A 19,406-nucleotide genomic window follows, 5' to 3' on the forward strand; every position below is an offset into this window, starting at 1 on the left:
ACTAGCGGCCCAAAAGCCTCCACATTCAAGCCACTTTCGGTGGCTTCAGGCGCTGGAACTTCTGCCACAGCGTCTCGCGGCTTTCCTGGTGGGCCGGGTGGACCGGAATGCAGGCCACGGGACAGATGGCCACGCACTGGGGCTCATCGAAATGGCCCACGCATTCGGTGCACTTGGAGGGTTCGATCTCGTAATGCTCCTGGCCCAGGAAGATGGCCTCGTTGGGGCATTCGGGCTCGCACACGTCGCAGTTGATGCACTCGTCCGTGATCATCAACGCCATGGCGCAACTCCCTTGCTGCACATGGCGCAATGCGGTGACAGGCGGGCGGTGAACAGCATCCTGCAATTATCCGCCCACCCCTGTGCCCCCGTGGGGATGGCCGCCATGCGCCCGCGGTTTTTGTCCTATGCTCGGTCCACCACCGCCCCGGCCGCGCGCCGCGGCCTTCACTCCCATGGCCCTGTTCTTCCTCCAACGCCTCGCCACTTTGATCGCCACGCTGCTGGGCGCGTCGGCCGTGGTGTTCGTGGTGCTGGAGGTCCTGCCGGGCAACGCGGCCGAAGTGCTGCTGGGGCCTGACGCCGCACCCGAGGCCGTGGCCGAGCTCGCCGCCCGGCTGGGCCTGGACCAACCCGCGCTCGTGCGTTATGGGCAGTGGCTGGGTGGACTGCTCACGGGCCAGTTAGGGGACAGCCATGCCTACAGCGCGCCCGTGGCCGACCTGATCGGCGAGCGCCTGGCGCTGACCATTCCGCTGGCCCTGCTGGCCATGCTGCTGACCACCGCGCTGGCGCTGGCCGCTGGCGTGTATGCGGCATCGCGCCACAACCGCCTGGGCGACTGGGGAGTGATGGGGCTGGCGCAACTGGGCATTGCCATTCCCAACTTCTGGTTTGCCATCCTGCTGATCCTGCTGTTTTCGGTACAGCTGCAATGGTTCTCGGCCGGGGGCTTTCCCGGCTGGAGCGCCGAAGCCGGCGGCGGCGTGCTGCCCGCGCTGCAGGCCCTGCTGCTGCCCGCCGTGGCCCTGGCCGTGGTGCAGGCCGCCATCCTGGCGCGCATCACGCGCTCCGCCGTGCTGGACGTGCTGCGCGAAGACTTCGTGCGCACGGCGCGCGCCAAGGGGCTTTCGCAACGCGCGGCGCTGTGGGGCCATGTGCTGCGCAACGCCATGATCCCCGTGGTGACGGTGATGGGCCTGCAGTTCGCCAACCTGCTGGCCGGCACCATCGTGGTGGAGAACGTGTTCTACCTGCCCGGGCTGGGCCGGCTGATCTTCCAGTCCATCGCCAACCGCGACCTGGTGGTGGTGCGCAACTGCGTGATGCTGCTGGCGGCCATGGTGGTGGTGGTGAACTTCGTGGTGGACCTGCTGTACGCGGCCATCGACCCGCGCGTAAAGGCCCGCGGCCTATGAGCGCGCTGCCGACCTTCCCCGCGCCCAGCCCCCACACGCCGGCGTTCTGGCGCCGCGCGCTGCGCCACCCCAGCTGCGCGATCGGTGCCGTACTCACGCTGGCGCTGGTGCTCTCCGCCCTGCTCTCCTTCGTCTGGACGCCATGGCCGCCTTATGAGATGGCGATGGATGCCGCCCTGCAGCCCCCCGGCGCGCAGCACTGGCTGGGCACCGACGCCTACGGGCGCGACGTGGCCTCGCAACTGCTCGTGGGCGCGCGCGCGTCCATCGCGGTGGGCGTGATCGCCGTGGGCATCGGCCTGGCGCTGGGCGCCGCGCTCGGGCTGCTGGCAGCGGCGCGCGGCGGCTGGGTGGAGGAAGCCGTCATGCGCCTGGCGGACTTCACCTTCGCGTTCCCCGCGCTGCTGCTGGCCATCATGCTCACGGCCGTGTTCGGCCCCGGCATGGTGAACGCCATCATCGCCATCGGCATCTTCTACATACCGACCTTTGCCCGTGTCACGCGCGCATCGGCCAAGGCGGTGTGGGCGCGTGAATACATCCTGGCAGCGCGCGCCTGCGGCAAGGGCCCATGGCGCATCACCTTCGAGCATGTGTTGCCCAACATCGCTTCCGTGCTCATCGTGCAGGCCACGATCCAGTTCGCGCTGGCGATCCTCGCCGAGGCCGCGCTTTCGTACCTGGGCCTGGGCACGCAGCCCCCGCAACCGTCGTGGGGACGCATGCTGGCCGAGGCCCAGACCCTCATGTTCCAGGCGCCGCTGCTGGCCGTGTGGCCGGGCGTGGCGATTGCGCTGGCGGTGCTGGGCCTGAACCTGCTGGGCGACGGGCTGCGCGACCTGCTGGACCCCCGACTGTCCCGCCAGCGATGACACCAGCGCATGCACCTCCCTCCCCTGCGCCATTGCTGGACGTGCAGCAACTGGCCATCACGCTGCGCACGCCGCGCGGCCCGGTGCGCGCCGTGCATGACGTGGACTTCGCCCTGCAGCCCGGCGCCACGCTGGGGCTGATCGGCGAATCGGGCTGCGGCAAGTCCCTTACCGCGCTCGCGCTCATGGGCCTGCTGCCTGAAGGCGCGCGCGTGCAGGGCCGCATCCGCCTGGACGGGCAGGAACTGCTGCCGATGACCGAGCCCCAGTGGTGCCGGCTGCGCGGCGACCGCATCGGCATGGTGTTCCAGGAACCCATGACCGCGCTCAACCCCGTGCACACCATCGGGCGGCAGGTGGCCGAGCCGCTGCGCCTGCACCGCGGCCTGTCCGCCCGGCAGGCGCGCGCCGAGGCCGTTGCGTTGCTGGAACGTGTGGGCATCGCACAGGCCGCGCAGCGGCTGGACGCCTACCCGCACCAGTTCTCGGGCGGGCAGCGCCAGCGCATCACCATCGCCATGGCGCTGGCCTGCGGGCCGCAGCTCCTGATTGCCGACGAGCCCACCACGGCGCTGGACGTGACGCTGCAACGCCAGATCCTGGAGTTGATCCAGGGTCTGGTGGCCGAGCGCGGCATGGCGCTGATCCTCATCTCGCACGACCTGGGCGTGATCGCGCAGAACGTGCAGCGCACGCTGGTGATGTATGGCGGCACGGTGGTCGAGGCCGGCCCCACGCGCGAAGTCTTCCGCACGCAGGCCCATCCCTACACCCGCGGCCTGTTCGCCGCACGCCCGCAGTGGGGCTCCGCACGCGTGCCCGGTGCACGCCTGCCCACGATCGCTGGCACCGTGCCCGACCTGGCCGATCTGCCGCCGGGTTGCCCCTTCGCCGGACGCTGCCCGCTCACCGTGCCCGACTGCCACGCCGCCCTGCCGCCCACCACGGCGCTGGGCCCGGACCACATGGCGCGCTGCATACGGCTGGGGGAGAGCGCGTGAACACTATCAATTCAATAGCTGCTAGCGCTTTCCCTACAAGCGCTACAGGCCATTTCGACCCAAATGCACCCCTTTTGCGCGTACGCGGCCTGCAGCGGGACTATCCGCTGCCCCGCACACGGCCGTGGGGGCCGCGCGCGCAGGTGCAGGCGCTGCGGGGTGTGGACCTGGACATCACCACCGGCCGCAGCCTGGGCGTGGTGGGCGAATCGGGCTCGGGCAAGTCCACGCTGGCGCGCCTGGTGATGGCGCTGGACACGCCCAGCGCCGGCAGCGTGCACCTGCTGGGGCGCGACCTGCACCGGTTGCCCGCGCACGCGCTGCGCGCCGCACGGCGCGACTTCCAGATGGTGTTCCAGGACCCCTACGGCTCGCTGGACCCGCGCCAGACGGTGGAGCGCATCGTCACCGAGCCGCTGCAGGCCCTGGGAAGCGCCACACGCGCCGAACTGCGCGAGCAGGCCGCCGCCGTGCTGCAGCAGGTGGGCCTGCGCGCGGGCGATGCCCACAAGTACCCGCACGAATTCTCGGGCGGCCAGCGCCAGCGCATCGCCATCGCGCGCGCGCTCATCACGCGGCCGCGCCTCATCGTGGCCGACGAGCCCGTGAGCGCGCTGGACGTGTCCGTGCAGGCCCAGGTGCTGAACCTGCTGCAGGACCTGCAGGAGCGCCTGGGCGTCACCTACCTGCTCATCAGCCACGACCTGGCCGTGGTGCAGCACCTGTGCGACGAGGTGCTGGTGCTGTACGAGGGGCGCGTGGTGGAGCGCGGTGCGCCGCACACGCTGTTCAGCACGCCGCAACACCCCTACACGCAGGCGCTGGTGGCCGCGGTGCCGCGCATCGCGCTCTAGCCGCACGGCGCCCGCGCGCCACGCCCGGCCGCGCCCTGTAGTAAAAAGCAGAGCACAGCCCGCCGCACGCATTCCACCCGTCCAAGGAGATCCCGCCCATGTTCACCCGCCGCACCGCCCTCGCCTCCGGCGCCCTGGCCACCGCCGCGCTGGCCACGCCGCTGCACGCGCTGGCGCAGGGCAAGAAGGACGCCGTGACCCTGGCCCTCGCCCTGGAGCCGCCGGGGCTGGACCCCACGGCCGGCGCGGCGTCCTCGATTGCCGAGGTCACGCTCTACAACATTTACGAGACGCTCACCAAGATCAACCCGGACGGCAGCGTCTCGCCGCTGCTGGCCGAGAGCTGGGAGGTCTCGCCCGACCTCAAGACCTACACCTTCCGCCTGCGCAAGGGCGTCACGTTTCACAACGGCGAGCCGCTCAATGCCGCGGCCGTGAAGTTCTCCTTCGACCGCGCGGGCGGCGACAAGAGCACCAACAAGGACAAGCGCAGCTTTGCCAACCTGAGCACGCAGGCGGTGGACGAGTACACCGTGGTGGTGCTCAACAAGGACATCGACCCCGACCTGCTGTTCGTGCTGGGCCAGGCCACGGCCATCATCGTGGAACCCAAGAGCGCCGCCACCAACGCCACCAAGCCTGTGGGCACGGGGCCCTACAAGCTCGCCGGCTGGAGCCGCGGCGCCTCCATCACGCTGGCCGCATGGCCGGGGTGGCGCCAGCCGTCCAGCATCCGCATCCGCCGCGCCACGTTCCGCTTCATTCCCGATGCGGCGGCGCAGGTGGCCGCGCTGCTGGCGGGCGACGTGGACGCCTTCCCGCGCGTCACGCCGCGCAGCATGGCGCAGTTCAAGAACAACCCGCGCTTTCAGGTCATCGTGAGCGGCTCGCGCGCCAAGACCATCCTCGCGATCAACAACGCGCGCAAGCCCTTGAACGACGTGCGCGTGCGCCGCGCCATCGCCGCAGCGATCGACCGCAAGGCCATCATCCAGGGCGCGGCCGACGGCCTGGGTGTGCCCATCGGCAGCCACTACGTGCCCGGCGCCTTCGGCTACGTGGACACCACGGGCATCAACCCGCATGACGTGGAGAAGGCCAAGCGCCTGCTGGCCGAGGCCGGCGTGAAGACACCCCTCACCCTCACCATGACGCTGCCGCCGGCGCCCTACGCACGCCAGGGCGGCGAGCTGATTGCCTCACAGCTCGCCAAGGTGGGCATCGTTGCCAAGCTGCAGAACGTAGAGTGGGCCCAATGGCTCAGCGGCACCTACGGCAACAAGAACTACGACCTGACGCTGATCTCACACGTGGAGCCGTTCGACCTGGGCAATTTCGCCAAGCCGGACTACTACTGGGGCTACCACTCGGAAAAATTCGACCAGCTGTACGAGCAGATCAAGACCGCCACCCGCCCGGCCGACCGCGCCCGCCTTCTGGGCGACGCGCAGCGCCTGCTGGCCGAGGACGCGGTGCACGCCTTCCTGTACCAGCCGCAATGGGTCACCGTGGCCCACAAGCAATTGCGCGGTCTGTGGAAGGACATGCCGGTGTTCGTCAACGACCTGTCGGCATTGCACTGGGCATAAGGAGCTGGCGCGTGGTAGCGCCAGCCCCTCGGCACGGCCACTTCCGCCCGGGTGGAACAGCCGTTCTCTCCACACCGCCTCCGCGATGACACAAGGATCGCCATGACGCAATTGCACGAGCTGTCCGCCAGCGAACTGCTCGCCGGCTACCGCAGCCGCCAGATCTCTCCGGTGGACGCGTTGCTCGACGTGCTCAGCCATGTCGCGCGGTGGGAGCCCCACCTGCAGGCCACCTACCTGCTGCGCCCCGAGGCTGCGCTGGCCCAGGCCCGCCAGAGCGAGGCCCGCTGGCTGCGCGGCGCCCCCTGCGGCCCGCTGGACGGCGTGCCGGTCACCCTCAAGGACAACATCGCCACGCAGGGCGATCCCACACCGCTGGGCACCGCGGCGCTGCCGCTGGTGCCCGCCGCGGCCGACGCACCGCCTGCGGCCCGTCTGCGCGAGGCGGGCGCCGTACTGCTGGCCAAGACCACCATGCCCGACTACGGCATGCTGTCCTCGGGGCTGTCGAGCTTCCATGCGCTGGCGCGCAACCCCTGGGACCTGTCCAAGGGCCCGGGCGGCTCCAGCGCCGGTGCGGGCGCGGCGGCGGCGGCGGGCTACGGGCCGCTGCACGTGGGCACGGACATCGGCGGCTCGCTGCGCCTGCCGGCCAGCTGGTGCGGCATCTTCACGCTCAAGCCCAGCCTGGGCCGCATTCCCATCGATCCGCCCTACACCGGCCGCGCGGCCGGCCCCATGACGCGCGGCGTGGAGGACGCCGCGCTGATGATGCAGGTGCTGTCGCAGCCCGACGCGCGCGACAGCATGAGCCTGCCAGCACAGCCCATCGACTGGCTGCGGCTCGCGCCCGGCACGCAGCGCCTGCGCGGCCTGCGCCTGGGGCTGCTGCTGGACGCGGGCTGCGGCCTGGCTACCGATCCCGAGGTGCGCGCCGCCGTGCAGGCCGCCGCGCAGCGCCTGGCCGACGCGGGCGCCATCGTCGAGCCCATGGAGCCGTTCCTCACGCGCGCCATGCTGGACGGCATGGACCACTTCTGGCGCATGCGCTCGCACATGGACATGCGCACGCTCACCGTCGAGCAGCGGGGCAAGGTGCTGCCCTACATCCGCGCCTGGGCGGATAGCGCCGCCACGCTCAGCGCGGCCCAGGTGTACGAGGCCAGCCAGCAGTTCCATGCCACGCGCGTAGCCACGGTGCGCGCCTGCGCGGGGTACGACTACGTGCTTTCGCCCGTGGCGCCCATCACCGCCTTCGCGGCCGAGCTTCCCTCGCCCACCGACGACCCGCTGCGGCCGCTGGAGCACATTGCCTTCACCGTGCCGTTCAACATGTCGGAGCAGCCGGCCGCGTCGGTCAACTGCGGCTACAGCGCCAGCGGCCTGCCCATCGGGCTGCAGATTGCCGGACAGCGCTTTGACGACCTGGGCGTACTGCAACTGGCCCACGCCTTCGAGCAGTTGCGCGGCGCGCAGCGGCCCTGGCCCGCGCCGCCCGCGCCTTGAAGGCACAAGCCAAAATGGCCTCCAGCGCTTGATAGACAAGCGCTAGCAGCTATAAAAAGTGGAGTATCAGCGCTCGGCTGTGGCCAGCCGCACGGCCAGGCCCAGGAACACCAGGCCCGCCACGCGGTTGAGCATGCGCTGCGCGCGCGCCGAGCGCTGCAGCAGCGCGCCGAACGCCCCGCTGAAGCATGCGATGACCCCGAACACCAGGAACGTGGCCAGCATGAACACCACCCCCAGCACCAGGATCTGCCGCGCCATGCCGCCGCGCGCGGGGTCGGCAAACTGCGGCAGGAAGGCCAGGAAGAAGATCAGCACCTTGGGGTTGGTCAGGTTCATCACCACACCGCGCCCCACCATGCGCAGTGCACCACCGGGCACGCGGGCGCCCGGCGCCATCGCCGCGCCCGTGGCGGGCGCCTCCTCGGGCACGCTGGCCGGCGCCCGCAACGCCCCCCAGGCCAGATAGGCCAAATAGGCGGCGCCGCAGAACTTGAGCACCGTGAACGCCACGGCCGACGCGGCAAACACGGCCGCCAGTCCCAGCGCCACGGCCGTGGTGTGCCCCACCAGCCCCAGGCACAGCCCCAGCACCACGCACATGCCCGCGCGCCAGCCGCGCTGAGCCGACTGCAGCAGCACGAAGAGGTTGTCGGGCCCTGGCGTAAGCGCCAGCAGCACGGAAACACCAAAGAACGCGACAAGGGTTTCGATCGAGGGCATGGGACGGTCTGAGGGTGGGACAGAGAACCGCCGGAGCGGCGGCGCACCATTCTGCACCGCGCACACGGCCGCCGCGTCCGCAGGCACGACAATCGACGGTTTCGCCCGCTTTTCACGGACTTGTCTGCCATGGACCTTTTATTCGTGGTGGCCCTCGCGGCCACCGGCGCCTACATGCTCAACACCCAGCAGCAGCGCCGGCGCATCGTGCTGCTGGCGCAGCATCTGCAGCCCTACCAGATCGAACGGCTCATGGAGACACTGACCCAGGGCTACCTGCGCGCCATGGGCGAGCAGGACCCCGAGCGCCGCCAGCAGGTGCTGAACCTGCTGGCCAGCAGTGAGGCACAGTTGAGCGAACAGTTTGAACGCTTTGCCGCCGACTTCCGCCGCGTGCCCGCACCGCTGGCGCGCGCGAGCCGCCTGGCGCTGGGCCTGCCGTTTGCCACGCAGTTGCTGCCCGCCGCCACCTTCGACATGCGCGAGGCCATTGACGTGCACGCGCGCGGCATCGCCCGCGTGGCGCGCAACGACGCCGGCCTGTCGCCGCGCGACAAGGCCTTCACCATGACGGCCGAGCTGCTGCTGATGCAGCACACCTGCCACTGGTTCTGCAAGTCCAAGACCGTGGCATCGGCCCGCACGCTGGCGCGCCACCAGACGCCGCACGCCCAGTTGGTGGCTGCGGTTTCGCCGGAAACGCGCGCCGCCTACCTCGCCCTGACCGGCCCAGTGCGCTGAAGCGCGGCGGCGCGGCAACTCGCGCCCCCGTCCTACCCTGCCGGCGCCGGCGCCCGGTTCCAATCAGCCAGCCCATGAATACCCTCCCCACCGACAACGATCCCGTCCAGGCCTGGATGGCGCTGGGCGTGCAAAGCGCCATCCTTGCGCGCACCATGCCCGCCGTGCGGCACGACCTGGCGGGGCCGCTGTCGGCCATGCGCATGGCGGCCACCGTGCTCAAACGCCGGCTCGGCACGGGCGAGTTACCGGCCGCACAGGCAGTGGAGCGGGTGGAGCAGTTCGAAGGCCACCTGACCCGCCTGGCCGACAGTGCCAAGCGCCTGCGCCATTGGGACCTGCCCGCGCAGGACAGCGCTCAGCCCCTGGCGGCCGTGGCCGCCCAGGCGGTTCAGCTGGCCCGGCCAATGCTGGCCATGCGCGGCTCCGACCTGCAAGCGCCCGGCCCGTTGCCCGAAACGCCCGTCGCAGCACACACCACCCTGTGCCTGCTGCTGGGCGCCCTCTATCACCTGGCGGAAACGGGCTCCCCGCCTCCCGCACGCATCACGCTGCAGGCCGTGCAAGGCCGCAGCGGCCTGCGGGTGCAGGCGGACGGACAGGCGGACGCCGGCCTGGCGGCATTCGCGTCCCAGCCAGTCCCGCCCCTGGATGCCGCTGCGCTGCTCTGCCTGGCACGGCATGGCGGCGCGCATGTGCAATGCGGCGCAGGCTGGGTGGAGCTGGACGCGGCACCTGCACGACCAGACGTTACGCCGTGACGATCCAGCCCTCCAGCGGGTCCATGTCGGGCGGCAGGCCGTAGCGCAGGTCGCCCTGCTGCCGGCAGCGCCATGCCCATGCGGCCTGCAGCAGGCACAGCACCGCATCCAGGCGGTCGCCGCTGCCGTCGTCCAGCAGTGCCGCGCGCTGCGCGGCATCCACTGTCAGGCGCAGGCCCAGGCGGGTGTCGCCGCACTCCAGGCGGCGCAGCAGCTCCGTGCGCGCCGCGTGCCGGTCGGCCGTCTGGCGCGCACGCGCGTCGCTCTTGTAGCTGCGCCGCCCGATCAGCTCGCGCGCCAGCAGGCCGGGGTAGGCCTCCAGCGCCACGCGCCGCGGGTCCCCGGCATGCAGGCCAGGCAGGTGCACGCCGGCCTCCAGCAGCAGCGGCACGCCCGCGTGCAGCATGTAGGCCACGGGTGGGTTCACCCATTTCATCGACGGGCTGGAGCCCGCGGGACGGTCCGTGGCGCGGTGGGCCAGCTTGGCGCCGGCAGGGCGCGCGGCGCAGAACGCGGCAAAGGTTTCACGCACTTGCGCGCGCGTGAGGCCGCGGTAGTGCGCGATGCTGCTCGCCCATTCGAGCGGCCAGCCGAGTCCGGTGAGGAGTTCGCGGGGCAGGCCGAAGGGCAGATCGAAGCCGCCCACCCACGCGCGCGGCGCGGCCAGCCATCGGCCGAAGGCGGCGAGCGTATCCAGCGGCTGCAGGTCTTGCAGCACCACGCTGCCGCCCTGCAGCGCGCCCAGCGCCAGCACGATGGGCTTGCGCCGGCTGGGACTGCTGGAAAAATCGCACCCTACCAGCAGCATTGCAGCCAGAGCCTGTTCACACTGTTTTTGCCAGTGCGAAGGGCGTGAAAACCGCGCCAATCTAGGCGCGTGACGACGCCAAGGCCGGGGCCTTGGCTAGGAGGGCAAGGACGCGTGGCGCGGTTCTCACTCCGGTCCCTTCGGGTTGCGATCAAAACGGGACATTCGCGGCGTTGCCAAGCCGCGCTGGGGTCACACCCCAGCTTCGTTTGGCGCCTTGCGCCTGGCCCCTTTTGATCGCAACGCATCTGGCAAAAACAGTGTGAACAGTCCCTAGCCCAGCGCCAGCGCCACCACGCCGGCGGCAATCAGCAGCGCCCCCGCCAGGCGCGCGGCGCGGTCGCCCTCGTCCAGCAGGTGCCCGCCGATGAGCGCCGCGAACAGCATGGAGACCTCGCGCGCCGGCGCCACGTGGGCCATGGGCGCCTCCTGCATGGCAAACAGCACCAGCACGTAGGCGATCGGGCTCACCACGGCCACCAGCAGCGCAAAGCGCCACTGCCCGGCCCACAGGCGCGCCGTCTCGGCGCGGTTGCGCAGGGCCACGGGGGCGAGCACTGCCACGCGCACGAAGTTGCCCATGTAGGGCCTGTTCACACTATTTTTGCCAGTGCGAATGGCGTGAAAACCGCGCCAATCTAGGCGCGTGACGACGCCAAGGCCGGGGCCTTGGCTAGGAGGGCAACGACGAATGGCGCGGTTTTCACTCCGTTCCCTCCGGGTTGCGATCAAAAAGGGCCATTCGCGGCGTTGCCAAGCCTCGCTGGGGTAGCACCCCAGCTTCGTTTGGCGCCTTGCGCCTGGCCCTTTTTGATCGCAACGCATCTGGCAAAAATAGTGTGAACAGGCCCTAGTCCACCAGCACGGGCGACAGCAGCATGGCCTTGACGGCGTAGCCGTCCACCACGGTATAGCTGGCGATGAAGATGCCGGTCAGCACGCCGTAGCGCAGGCCCGCGCGCACACGCAGGCGCGCCTGGGGGTCGTGCGCCGCGCGCAACAGCCCGGGGCCGCCCGCAATCAGAAAAACGCCGCCCACCACCGCCACGATGCCCAGCACGCCCCAGGCGGACAGCCGCTCGCCCAGCAGCGTGACGGCCACCAGCGCGGTCAGCAGCGGCCCCGTGCCCCGCGCCAGGGGGTAGACCACGGTGAGGTCGGCCTTGCGGTAGCCGCGCAGCAGGATCACGTAGTACAGCACGTGCAGCACGCCGCTCAGGGCCACGATGGCCCACTCGCGCGCGCCCCACAGCGGCACGGCGTCGCGCCCAAGCCACCAGCCCAGCGGTGCCCACACCAGCATCATGAGCACCGAGGTGAAGAAGGCGAAACGCGCATCGCCGCCGGCCTTCTTGGCGGCGATGTTCCAGCCGGCGTGGATCAGGCCGGCGAGGAGGATGAGTGCGAAGGCGTTGAGCGACATGAAGGGCCCGCCGCCGCAGCGCCTCGCGGCCGGCTGCGGCGTTCAGGAGGTGGTCGGCGGCATCAGTGCGCCACGGCGGCACCGGCATGCGCCAGACGGGAGCCGCCCAGCAAGTGCCTGGACCGGCCCCACCGCCCCGCCATACTGACGGCGCCCCCGTCCCGCACGTCGCGCGGGAGTCGGGGACAGCGGCGCAAGCCGCTCAGGGGGCGGCCCACCCTCAGGCCCGGCCGATGATGCTGGCCGTGGCCATGAGTTCTTCGAGCAGCGCGAACGACACCTTGCCCGAGGCTGCATAGGGGTCGAACTCGGGCCGCTCGGAATACTTGAGCACGATGGAGTGGTTGAGCTTGGTCAGGTTGACCTGGCCATGGTCCAGCCGCCAAAGCGGCGCTCGGTGATTTCCTCGAAGGCCAGCAATTCCACGTCCTTGTGGCGCGGGTCGCGCTGGATGTGGCCGTACAGGTCGCTGACGGCCGAGCGGCCGCCTTCGATGGCCTGCAGGAAGATGCCGCCGCCGTAGCACAGCACGCCCGTGATGCCACTGGCGGGGTTGTGCTGGCGCGACTGGGTGAGGATGGCCTCGATGGCCTCGGGCGAGGTATCGACGGCACGGCTGACGTAGAGAAGACGGACCAGCATGGGTCAGCTCCTTCGGGGAATGAGGGCCAGGAATTCGCGGCGCAGCGTGGGGTTGGTGAGGAACACCCCGCGCATCACCGAGTTGATCATCTTGCTGTCCATCTCGCGCACACCGCGCCAGGACATGCAGAAGTGGCTGGCCTCCATGACGATGGCCAGCCCGTCGGGCTGGGTCTTTTCCATGATGAGGTCGGCCAGCTGCACCACGGCCTCCTCCTGGATCTGGGGACGCCCCATGACCCAGTCCACGAGGCGCGCGTACTTGGACAGACCGATCACGTTGGTGTGCTCGTTGGGCAGCACGCCGATCCAGATCTTGCCGATCACCGGGCAGAAGTGGTGGCTGCAGGCGCTGCGCACGGTGACGGGGCCGACGATCATCAGCTCGTTCAGGTGCTCGGCGTTGGGAAACTCGGTGATCGCCGGCGGCTGCACGTAGCGGCCCTTGAAGACCTCGTTGAGGTACATCTTGGCCACCCGGCGCGCCGTGGCCTGCGTGTTGTGGTCGCCCGCTGTGTCGATCACCATGCTGTCGAGGACGCCCTGCATCTTGGCCTCGACCTCGTCCAGCAGGCGCTCCAGCTCGCCGGGCTGGATGAACTCCGCGATGTTGTCGTTGGCATGGAAGCGCCGGCGCGCCGCGTTCAGCCGTTCGCGAATCTTGACGGAGACGGGCGTGCCCTCGTCGGGCGCGGCGCCGCTCAGGGGTGCTGGGGGTTCTGAAGACATGGCGGCATGGTACCAGCGAATGCCGATCCAGGCTTTATAAGCCTTTTATGCCTCTAGCGCTTATGGGGCAAGCGCGAGCAGCTATCCAAACAATAGCAATATTTTCCCACCGGCAGGGGCGCGGCATTCAGTAGCGGTTGCCCGTCACCCACAGGGCCGCGCGCATGATGCCGAAGGCGATGCGGTCCAGCGCGCGCTCGCGCCAGGGGCGTTCGGCGTAGCGCTGCGGGTCAAGCCGGCGGCCCTCGTGGGCCATGGCGTGGCGCAGCCGCTCGCGCAGGTCCTGGGCAAAGGGGGCGTCGCGCACGATCACATTGGCCTCGCGCGCCAGCAGCAGCGACAGCGGGTCCAGGTTGGACGAGCCCACCGTGGCCCAGGCGCGGCGGCTGTCCGCGTCGATCACCGCCACCTTGGCGTGCAGGAAGCTGGGCGCGTATTCATGAATCTCCACGCCCGCCGCCAGCAGCGTGCCGTACACCGGCCGCGCTGCGTGGTATTGCATGAAGTATTCGTACCGCCCCTGCAGCAGCAGCTGTACGCGCACGCCGCGCCGCGCCGCCAGCACCAGCGCGCGGCGCAGCTTGCCACCGGGCACGAAGTAGGCGTTGGCGATGATGACCTCATGCCGCGCGCGGGCAATGGCGCGCAGGTAGGCGCGCTCGATGCGTGCACGGTTGCGCACGTTGTCGCGCAGCACCAGCTCGGCGCGCATGCCCCGCGCACGGCTCTCGGCGCGCCGCGCCGCCAGGCGTGCGGCGCTGGCGGCGCGCAGGTCGGCCAGCGCCAGCGACAGGCGGCGCTGGCGTACGTCGCGCACCGCGCGCATGCGCCACCACAGTTGCTCCATGGTCTCGCTGGCCTGCTGCACCAGGCTGCCCTCGGCGCGCACGGCAAAGTCAAAGCGCGGCGCGGTGAGCGCGCCGTGGTTGGGGTCGTGGAAGTCGTCCAGCACGTTGATGCCGCCGCAGAACAGCACGCAGCCATCCACCACGCACAGCTTGCGGTGCAGCCGGCGCCAGCGCATCGGCAGCAGCAGGCCCAGCGGGCCGAGCGGCGAATACACCTGCACGTGCACGCCGGCCTGCACCATGCGGGTGCGCCAGGGCTCGGGCAGCCGCCCCGTGCCCACGCCGTCCAGCGCCAGGTGCACGCGCACGCCGCGCCGGGCTGCGCGCATCAGCGCCTCGGCCACGTCGGCGCCCGCGCCGGTGCAGTCAAAGATGTAGGTCTCGAACTGGATATCGGACAGCGCCGCATCCATCTCGGCGATCAGCGCCGGGAACAACTCCTGCGTGCCCTGCAGCAGCTGGATCTGGTGGTCTCGGCCGGTAGCGTGCGCGCGCGTGGGGGCGACCATGGAGTCAGAGCTTGAACTCTGCGATCAGCGGCAAATGGTCCGACATGCGCCACCAGATCCGCCCACGTGGCACCTGCAGCCCCAGCGGGGTGAGGCCCCGCACGTACACATGGTCCAGCTGCACCATGGGCAGGCGGGCGGGGTAGGTGAAGGCCTGGGGCGCATCGTCGTACTCGAAGAGCCCGAAGCCCGCAAGCATGCGCTTGATCTGCAGCCCCCAGTCGTTGAAGTCGCCCGCAACGACCAGCGGGGCATCCTCGGGCACCTCGCGCGCGATGAAGCGCTGCAGCTGCGCCACCTGGCGGATGCGGCTGCCGGGCACCAGGCCCAGGTGCACCACGATGGCATGCACCCGGCGGCCCTGTATCTCCACCTCCACATGCAGCAGGCCGCGCTGCTCGAAGCGATGGTCGGAGATGTCCTCGTGCTGGTGGCCGATCACCGGCCAGCGCGTGAGCAGCGCGTTGCCGTGCTCTCCGTGGCGCGTGAAGGCATTGGTGCGGTAGATGGCTTCGTAACCTTCGGGGGCCAGGTACTCGGCCTGCGGCACATGGGGCCAACGCTCGAAGTAGCTGGCCTCCTTGCGGTTCATCCTGCGCACCTCCTGCAGGCAGACGATGTCTGCATCGAGCTGCTCGACCGCCAGGCCCAGATTGTGGATCTCCAGCCGGCGCGCGGGGCCCAGCCCCTGCACACCCTTGTGGATGTTGTAGGTCGCTACGCGCAGGATGCCGGAATGCTCGGCAGGCAGTTCGATCGGTGTTGCGGTCATCGTCCAGCGAATCGTGGCAGCCAGAGTATGGCCTCGGCATTGGAAGGCGAGTAGCAGCGGTCCGCGGCTTCGCGCCAGCCCATCCAAGCATATGCCGTGTGTTCACGCGGATTCAAGGCCACTGACGTTTGCGCCGGCACGCACAGGCCGAAGACACGCTCGGTATTCAGGCAAACACCCGGCGCGTAGCGGTGCCGCCACTGCGGGTAGATGGTGTAGATGTTCTCCATGCCCCAGTCGCGCAGCGCGCAGCCCGCAGCGGCCGCCTGGATGCCGGTTTCCTCCGCCACCTCGCGCGCGGCGGTGACGGCCCAGTCCTCGCCCGCAAAATCCTTGCTGCCGGTGACCGATTGCCAGAAATCTTCGGCCGAGTCGGCACGGCGCAGCAGCAGCACGTCCAGCGCAAGCGTGTGCACCACCACCAGCACGGATTCGGGAATTTTGTACATGGCGCCGTCCCTGTGCACGCGCGCTGCGCTAGCGGCTCGGCACCGGCGGCGGCAGGGGCTTGGCTTGCAGCGCCCGCACCTGCTCCACCAGGGCGTTGTGCGTATCCAGGAAGGCGGCGGCAACCACCTTGGCTTCGTTGGTGTTGCTCCAACCTGCCCCGGATGCACCCCCCAGCCGCCCGATCATGATGCCGCCGATGCCCAGATCGGTGGTGCGGGCCGCGCCCGTGGCGGCAGCCACCTGTTCGGTGGTTTCGTTATCCGACAGCAGTAGCGCCGTCTGCGCCTCCTTGAACTTCACCTGCTCGGCCAGGCCGATCAGGCCGGCCAGGTCGCGCAGCACCGGAATCATGCCCATGATGCCCGCCAGGCCGCGCCCGGCATCGCTTTCGCTGAAGGTCAGGCTGGGAGTGAGCGTGTACTGCGCCTCATAGCCGCGCCCCTTGGCCACGGTCGAGTTGGGGCGCAGCACGCCCGATTCACGCAATTCGCTCTCCTGTACCGTACCACGCAGCCCCGCGCCACGATCCATCACGCGAAAGCAGCCGCTTTGTTGCACCATGAGCTTGATCAGGGGCACGGGCGAGGTGGGCAGGTTGTAACCACCCGTGGCATAGCCGTGGGGACTCTCGGCCAGCGCCACGGTGGCCACGGGGCTGTCGCAGCGCAGCAGCTCGCGCGCGGCGTTGCGCGGGCCCTGGGGCCCGGCCGAGCCAGCGACCACCGAACCGCCTTCGCCCAGCTCGGTTTTCTTCTCGCCGCAAGCCGATACCCCCAGCGCCACGCACAGCAGCAAACCGGTATGGGACAGCCGTCGAAACAGCATGCGCATGGTCTCCCTCCAAGAGCCTGTGGACACGTTATGGCAAACAAAAACGGCAGGCACGTGAACGCGCCTGCCGCTTAGGTGTCGGAGCCCGCGCGCTCCTCAGTGGGCTGCAGGCAGCGGGTTGCGCAGGCGGATGTGCAGTTCGCGCAGCTGCTTTTCGTCCACAGGCGAAGGGGCCTGGGTCAGCAGATCCTGGGCGCGCTGGGTCTTGGGGAAGGCGATCACGTCGCGGATGGACTCGGCTCCCGTCATCAGCGTGATCAGGCGGTCCAGGCCGAAGGCCAGGCCGCCGTGCGGAGGCGCGCCGTACTGCAACGCGTCCAGCAGGTAGCCGAACTTGGCGCGCTGGTCTTCCGGGCCGATATTGAGCGCCGCAAACACCTTGGCCTGCACATCAGCGCGGTGGATACGCACCGAGCCGCCGCCCAGCTCCCAGCCGTTCAGCACCATGTCGTAGGCCTTCGCAATGCACTTGCCGGGGTCGGTGTCCATGAGGTTCTCATGGCCGTCCTTCGGCGACGTGAAGGGGTGGTGCACGGCCACCCAGCGGTCTTCTTCCTCGTCATGCTCGAACATGGGAAAGTCCACCACCCACAGCGGCGCCCAGCGGTTCTCGAACAGACCATTCTTCTTGCCGAATTCGCTGTGGCCGACCTTCAGGCGCAGTGCGCCGATGGCGTCGTTGACGATCTTTTCCTTGTCGGCGCCAAAGAACAGCAGGTCGCCGTCCTGCGCGCCCGTGCGCTGGAGCACTTCGGCCAGTGCGGCGTCATGGATGTTCTTGACGATGGGCGACTGCAGGCCGTCACGGCCCTTGGCCTTGTCGTTGACCTTGATGTAAGCCAGACCCTTGGCGCCGTAGATCTTCACGAACTCGGTATAGCCGTCGATCTCGCCGCGCGACAGGCCGCCCTCTTCACGGGCGCCACCGGGCACGCGCAGGGCCACCACACGGCCGCCCTTCATGTTGGCGGCGCCGGAGAAGACCTTGAAGTCCACGTCCTTCATGACATCGGTCAGCTCGGTGAATTCGAGCTTCACGCGCAGGTCAGGCTTGTCGGAGCCGAAACGGTGCGCTGCTTCCTGGTAGGTCATGGTGGGGAATTCGCCCAGGTCCACGCCCAATTGCTGCTGGAACACTTCCTTGATCATGCGCTGGAAGATGGCGCGGATCTCTTCCTCATTCAGGAACGAGGTCTCGCAGTCGATCTGCGTGAACTCGGGCTGGCGGTCGGCGCGCAGATCCTCGTCGCGGAAGCACTTGGTGATCTGGTAGTAGCGGTCGTAGCCGGCCACCATCAGCATCTGCTTGTAGAGCTGGGGCGACTGCGGCAGCGCGAAGAACTGACCGTCGTGCACGCGGCTGGGCACGAGGTAGTCGCGCGCTCCCTCGGGCGTGCTCTTGCCCAGCATGGGTGTTTCGATGTCGATGAAGCCTTCCTTGTCCAGGAAGTTACGCACCTGGATGGCCGTCTTGTAGCGCAGCATCATGTTGCGCTGCATGTACGGGCGGCGCAGGTCCATCACGCGGTGCGTGAGGCGCGTGGTTTCCGACAGGTTGTCGTCGTCCATCTGGAAGGGCGGCGTCACGGACGGGTTCAGGACGTTGAGCTCCTGGCACAACACCTCGATCTTGCCGCTCTTGAGGCTGTCGTTGGTCGTGCCTTCGGGACGCGCGCGCACCAACCCCTTGACCTGCACGCAGAACTCGTTGCGGACGTCCTCGGCCACCTTGAACATCTCGGGACGATCAGGGTCGCAGACCACCTGCACATAGCCTTCGCGGTCGCGCAGGTCGATGAAGATCACGCCGCCATGGTCGCGGCGACGGTTCACCCAGCCCGACAGGGTGACGGTTTGGCCCAGGAGGGCTTCGGTCACAAGACCGCAGTAGTGGGAGCGCATGGCCATGGATCAGTCTTCCTGCGTCCTCGTGGGACGCGACGATGGTTGTTCTTTCCACCCACTCGGCGCACAGGCACGGGCGGGCGACGACGGTTTTCTTATGGAGCGGGTTCCGTGGCAACGGGGTCGGGTGGCGACACCACCCCCATCGACACAATGTACTTGAGGGCCGCATCGATGCTCATGTCCAGCTCGATGCAGTCGCTCCTGCGCATGAGCACGAAGTACCCGCCCGTGGGATTGGGCGTGGTGGGCACGTAAACGCTCACATACTCGTCACGCAGGTAAGCCGCCACCTCGCCGCTGGGCGCGCCGGTGATGAAGGCCACCGTCCACACCCCCTCGCGCGGCCACTGCACCAGCACGGCGGTGCGAAAGGCGTTGCCGCTTTCAGAGAACAGCGTGTCGGAAACCTGCTTGACACTGGAGTAGATCGAACGCACCACGGGAATGCGGCTGACCAGACGGTCGCCCCACTCCACCAGCTTGCGCCCCGCAAAGTTGCTCGCCAAGGCCCCCACTACCAGCAGGATGCTGAGCGTGAGCAACACCCCGAAGCCCGGGATGTGAAAGCCCAGCAGTTTGTCCGGCTGCCAGGAGCCCGGCAGGATGGCGAGGGTCTGATCCAGGGTGCTCACGATCCAGCTCAACACCCATGCGGTGATGACGCCGGGCACGATGACCAGCAGACCCGTGAACAGCCACTTGCGCAAGGCAGCCATGCGAGTTATCCGAGGTTAAAAGTCAGAAGTGGCCGCAGCGCTTGCTGGAGCAGCGCTGGCAGCTTCTGTTTTAGGAGCGTCCGATGCCGCAGCAGGCGCACTGGCACGGCCGCTGAAATCGGTGGCATACCAGCCCGTGCCCTTGAGTTGAAAGCCCGCGGCCGTCAGCTGCTTGGAAAAAGCCGGCGCACCGCAGGACGGGCAGACGGTGAGCGGCGCGTCGGAGATTTTTTGCAGCACGTCCTTGGCCTGGCCGCAGGAACCGCATCGATAGGCGTAAATAGGCATTACGAAGAAGTGCG

General features: G+C 69.1%; 19 protein-coding genes and 3 pseudogenes. 8 read left to right on the forward strand and 14 right to left on the reverse strand.

What is annotated here, in order from left to right; genetic code table 11:
- Nucleotides 1-25: 25 nt before the first annotated feature.
- Entirely contained in the window at nt 26-283 is a 258-nt protein-coding gene (locus I3K84_RS08585) for a YfhL family 4Fe-4S dicluster ferredoxin (RefSeq protein ID WP_011804336.1), read from the reverse strand.
- A 175-nt stretch (nt 284-458) separates the two neighbouring features.
- Here I3K84_RS08585 and I3K84_RS08590 point away from each other — a divergent pair, with 175 nt between their 5' ends.
- The 6 genes from I3K84_RS08590 (at nt 459) to I3K84_RS08615 (ending at nt 7,243) form a co-directional block, all read left to right on the forward strand.
- On the forward strand, nt 459-1,421 hold the full coding sequence (locus tag I3K84_RS08590; RefSeq protein ID WP_012655792.1) for an ABC transporter permease: 963 nt from the start codon (nt 459-461) through the stop codon (nt 1,419-1,421).
- Complete coding sequence (locus tag I3K84_RS08595) at nt 1,418-2,293, forward strand: ABC transporter permease (RefSeq protein ID WP_011804334.1); 876 nt, start codon at nt 1,418-1,420, stop codon at nt 2,291-2,293. Before I3K84_RS08590 ends, I3K84_RS08595 begins: the two co-directional genes overlap by 4 nt.
- The gene (locus I3K84_RS08600) at nt 2,290-3,294 is read left to right on the forward strand and encodes an ABC transporter ATP-binding protein (protein WP_196995911.1); all 1,005 of its coding nucleotides are present in this window, start codon (nt 2,290-2,292) and stop codon (nt 3,292-3,294) included. Before I3K84_RS08595 ends, I3K84_RS08600 begins: the two co-directional genes overlap by 4 nt.
- Nucleotides 3,291-4,148: an ATP-binding cassette domain-containing protein gene (locus I3K84_RS08605; RefSeq protein WP_196995912.1), complete on the forward strand. Its 858-nt coding sequence runs from the start codon at nt 3,291-3,293 to the stop codon at nt 4,146-4,148. Before I3K84_RS08600 ends, I3K84_RS08605 begins: the two co-directional genes overlap by 4 nt.
- A gap of 98 nt (nt 4,149-4,246) precedes the next feature.
- Nucleotides 4,247-5,737, forward strand: a complete 1,491-nt coding sequence (locus I3K84_RS08610) for an ABC transporter substrate-binding protein (protein ID WP_103737769.1) — start codon at nt 4,247-4,249, stop codon at nt 5,735-5,737.
- Between the two features lie 102 nt (nt 5,738-5,839).
- Nucleotides 5,840-7,243 carry an amidase gene (locus tag I3K84_RS08615; protein WP_196995913.1) on the forward strand — a complete coding sequence of 468 codons (1,404 nt, stop codon included), beginning with the start codon at nt 5,840-5,842 and terminating at the stop codon, nt 7,241-7,243.
- Between the two features lie 66 nt (nt 7,244-7,309).
- Here the strand turns inward: I3K84_RS08615 and I3K84_RS08620 are convergent, their stop codons facing one another.
- The gene (locus I3K84_RS08620; RefSeq protein ID WP_196995914.1) at nt 7,310-7,966 is read right to left on the reverse strand and encodes a LysE family translocator; all 657 of its coding nucleotides are present in this window, start codon (nt 7,964-7,966) and stop codon (nt 7,310-7,312) included.
- 129 nt (nt 7,967-8,095) lie between these two features.
- On the opposite strand from I3K84_RS08620, the gene I3K84_RS08625 reads away from it, so the two are divergent.
- Both I3K84_RS08625 and I3K84_RS08630 read left to right on the forward strand, forming a co-directional pair.
- Nucleotides 8,096-8,707: a hypothetical protein gene (locus I3K84_RS08625; RefSeq protein ID WP_047349991.1), complete on the forward strand. Its 612-nt coding sequence runs from the start codon at nt 8,096-8,098 to the stop codon at nt 8,705-8,707.
- A gap of 74 nt (nt 8,708-8,781) precedes the next feature.
- Nucleotides 8,782-9,468, forward strand: coding sequence for a hypothetical protein (locus I3K84_RS08630; RefSeq protein WP_196995915.1), 687 nt, complete (start codon nt 8,782-8,784; stop codon nt 9,466-9,468).
- Here the strand turns inward: I3K84_RS08630 and I3K84_RS08635 are convergent.
- The 12 genes and pseudogenes from I3K84_RS08635 to I3K84_RS08690 all read right to left on the reverse strand — a co-directional run bounded on the left by I3K84_RS08635 (nt 9,458) and on the right by I3K84_RS08690 (nt 19,392).
- On the reverse strand, nt 9,458-10,276 hold the full coding sequence (locus I3K84_RS08635) for a DUF429 domain-containing protein (protein WP_172206381.1): 819 nt from the start codon (nt 10,274-10,276) through the stop codon (nt 9,458-9,460). The two genes, I3K84_RS08630 and I3K84_RS08635, sit on opposite strands and share 11 nt — an antisense overlap.
- A gap of 273 nt (nt 10,277-10,549) precedes the next feature.
- Nucleotides 10,550-10,861, reverse strand: a pseudogene (locus I3K84_RS08640) (EamA family transporter); the annotation flags it as partial.
- A gap of 268 nt (nt 10,862-11,129) precedes the next feature.
- Nucleotides 11,130-11,699, reverse strand: a pseudogene (locus I3K84_RS08645) (SMR family transporter); the annotation flags it as partial.
- A 220-nt stretch (nt 11,700-11,919) separates the two neighbouring features.
- Nucleotides 11,920-12,341, reverse strand: a pseudogene (locus tag I3K84_RS08650) (BLUF domain-containing protein).
- A 3-nt stretch (nt 12,342-12,344) separates the two neighbouring features.
- Nucleotides 12,345-13,070: a GTP cyclohydrolase I gene (folE, locus tag I3K84_RS08655; RefSeq protein WP_011804323.1), complete on the reverse strand. Its 726-nt coding sequence runs from the start codon at nt 13,068-13,070 to the stop codon at nt 12,345-12,347.
- Nucleotides 13,071-13,197: 127 nt separating this feature from the next.
- Nucleotides 13,198-14,427 (reverse strand): cardiolipin synthase ClsB, encoded by a 1,230-nt coding sequence (gene clsB / locus I3K84_RS08660; protein WP_196995916.1) that lies wholly within the window; start codon nt 14,425-14,427, stop codon nt 13,198-13,200.
- A gap of 4 nt (nt 14,428-14,431) precedes the next feature.
- Nucleotides 14,432-15,199, reverse strand: a complete 768-nt coding sequence (locus I3K84_RS08665; protein ID WP_011804321.1) for an endonuclease/exonuclease/phosphatase family protein — start codon at nt 15,197-15,199, stop codon at nt 14,432-14,434.
- Nucleotides 15,196-15,648 (reverse strand): dihydroneopterin triphosphate diphosphatase, encoded by a 453-nt coding sequence (gene nudB / locus I3K84_RS08670; protein ID WP_196995917.1) that lies wholly within the window; start codon nt 15,646-15,648, stop codon nt 15,196-15,198. The genes I3K84_RS08665 and nudB overlap by 4 nt, the downstream gene beginning before the upstream one ends.
- 28 nt (nt 15,649-15,676) lie before the next feature.
- A complete protein-coding gene (locus tag I3K84_RS08675) occupies nt 15,677-16,480 on the reverse strand; it encodes a curli production assembly/transport component CsgG (protein ID WP_172206377.1) in 804 nt (267 codons plus the stop codon).
- Between the two features lie 96 nt (nt 16,481-16,576).
- Entirely contained in the window at nt 16,577-18,388 is a 1,812-nt protein-coding gene (aspS, locus tag I3K84_RS08680) for an aspartate--tRNA ligase (protein ID WP_011804318.1), read from the reverse strand.
- A gap of 92 nt (nt 18,389-18,480) precedes the next feature.
- A complete protein-coding gene (locus I3K84_RS08685; RefSeq protein ID WP_011804317.1) occupies nt 18,481-19,104 on the reverse strand; it encodes a DUF502 domain-containing protein in 624 nt (207 codons plus the stop codon).
- A gap of 15 nt (nt 19,105-19,119) precedes the next feature.
- Complete coding sequence (locus I3K84_RS08690; RefSeq protein ID WP_172206375.1) at nt 19,120-19,392, reverse strand: FmdB family zinc ribbon protein; 273 nt, start codon at nt 19,390-19,392, stop codon at nt 19,120-19,122.
- Nucleotides 19,393-19,406 lie beyond the last annotated feature (14 nt).

It is taken from the genome of Diaphorobacter sp. JS3051 (genome assembly GCF_015832135.1).
Lineage (GTDB): Bacteria > Pseudomonadota > Gammaproteobacteria > Burkholderiales > Burkholderiaceae_C > Diaphorobacter > Diaphorobacter nitroreducens.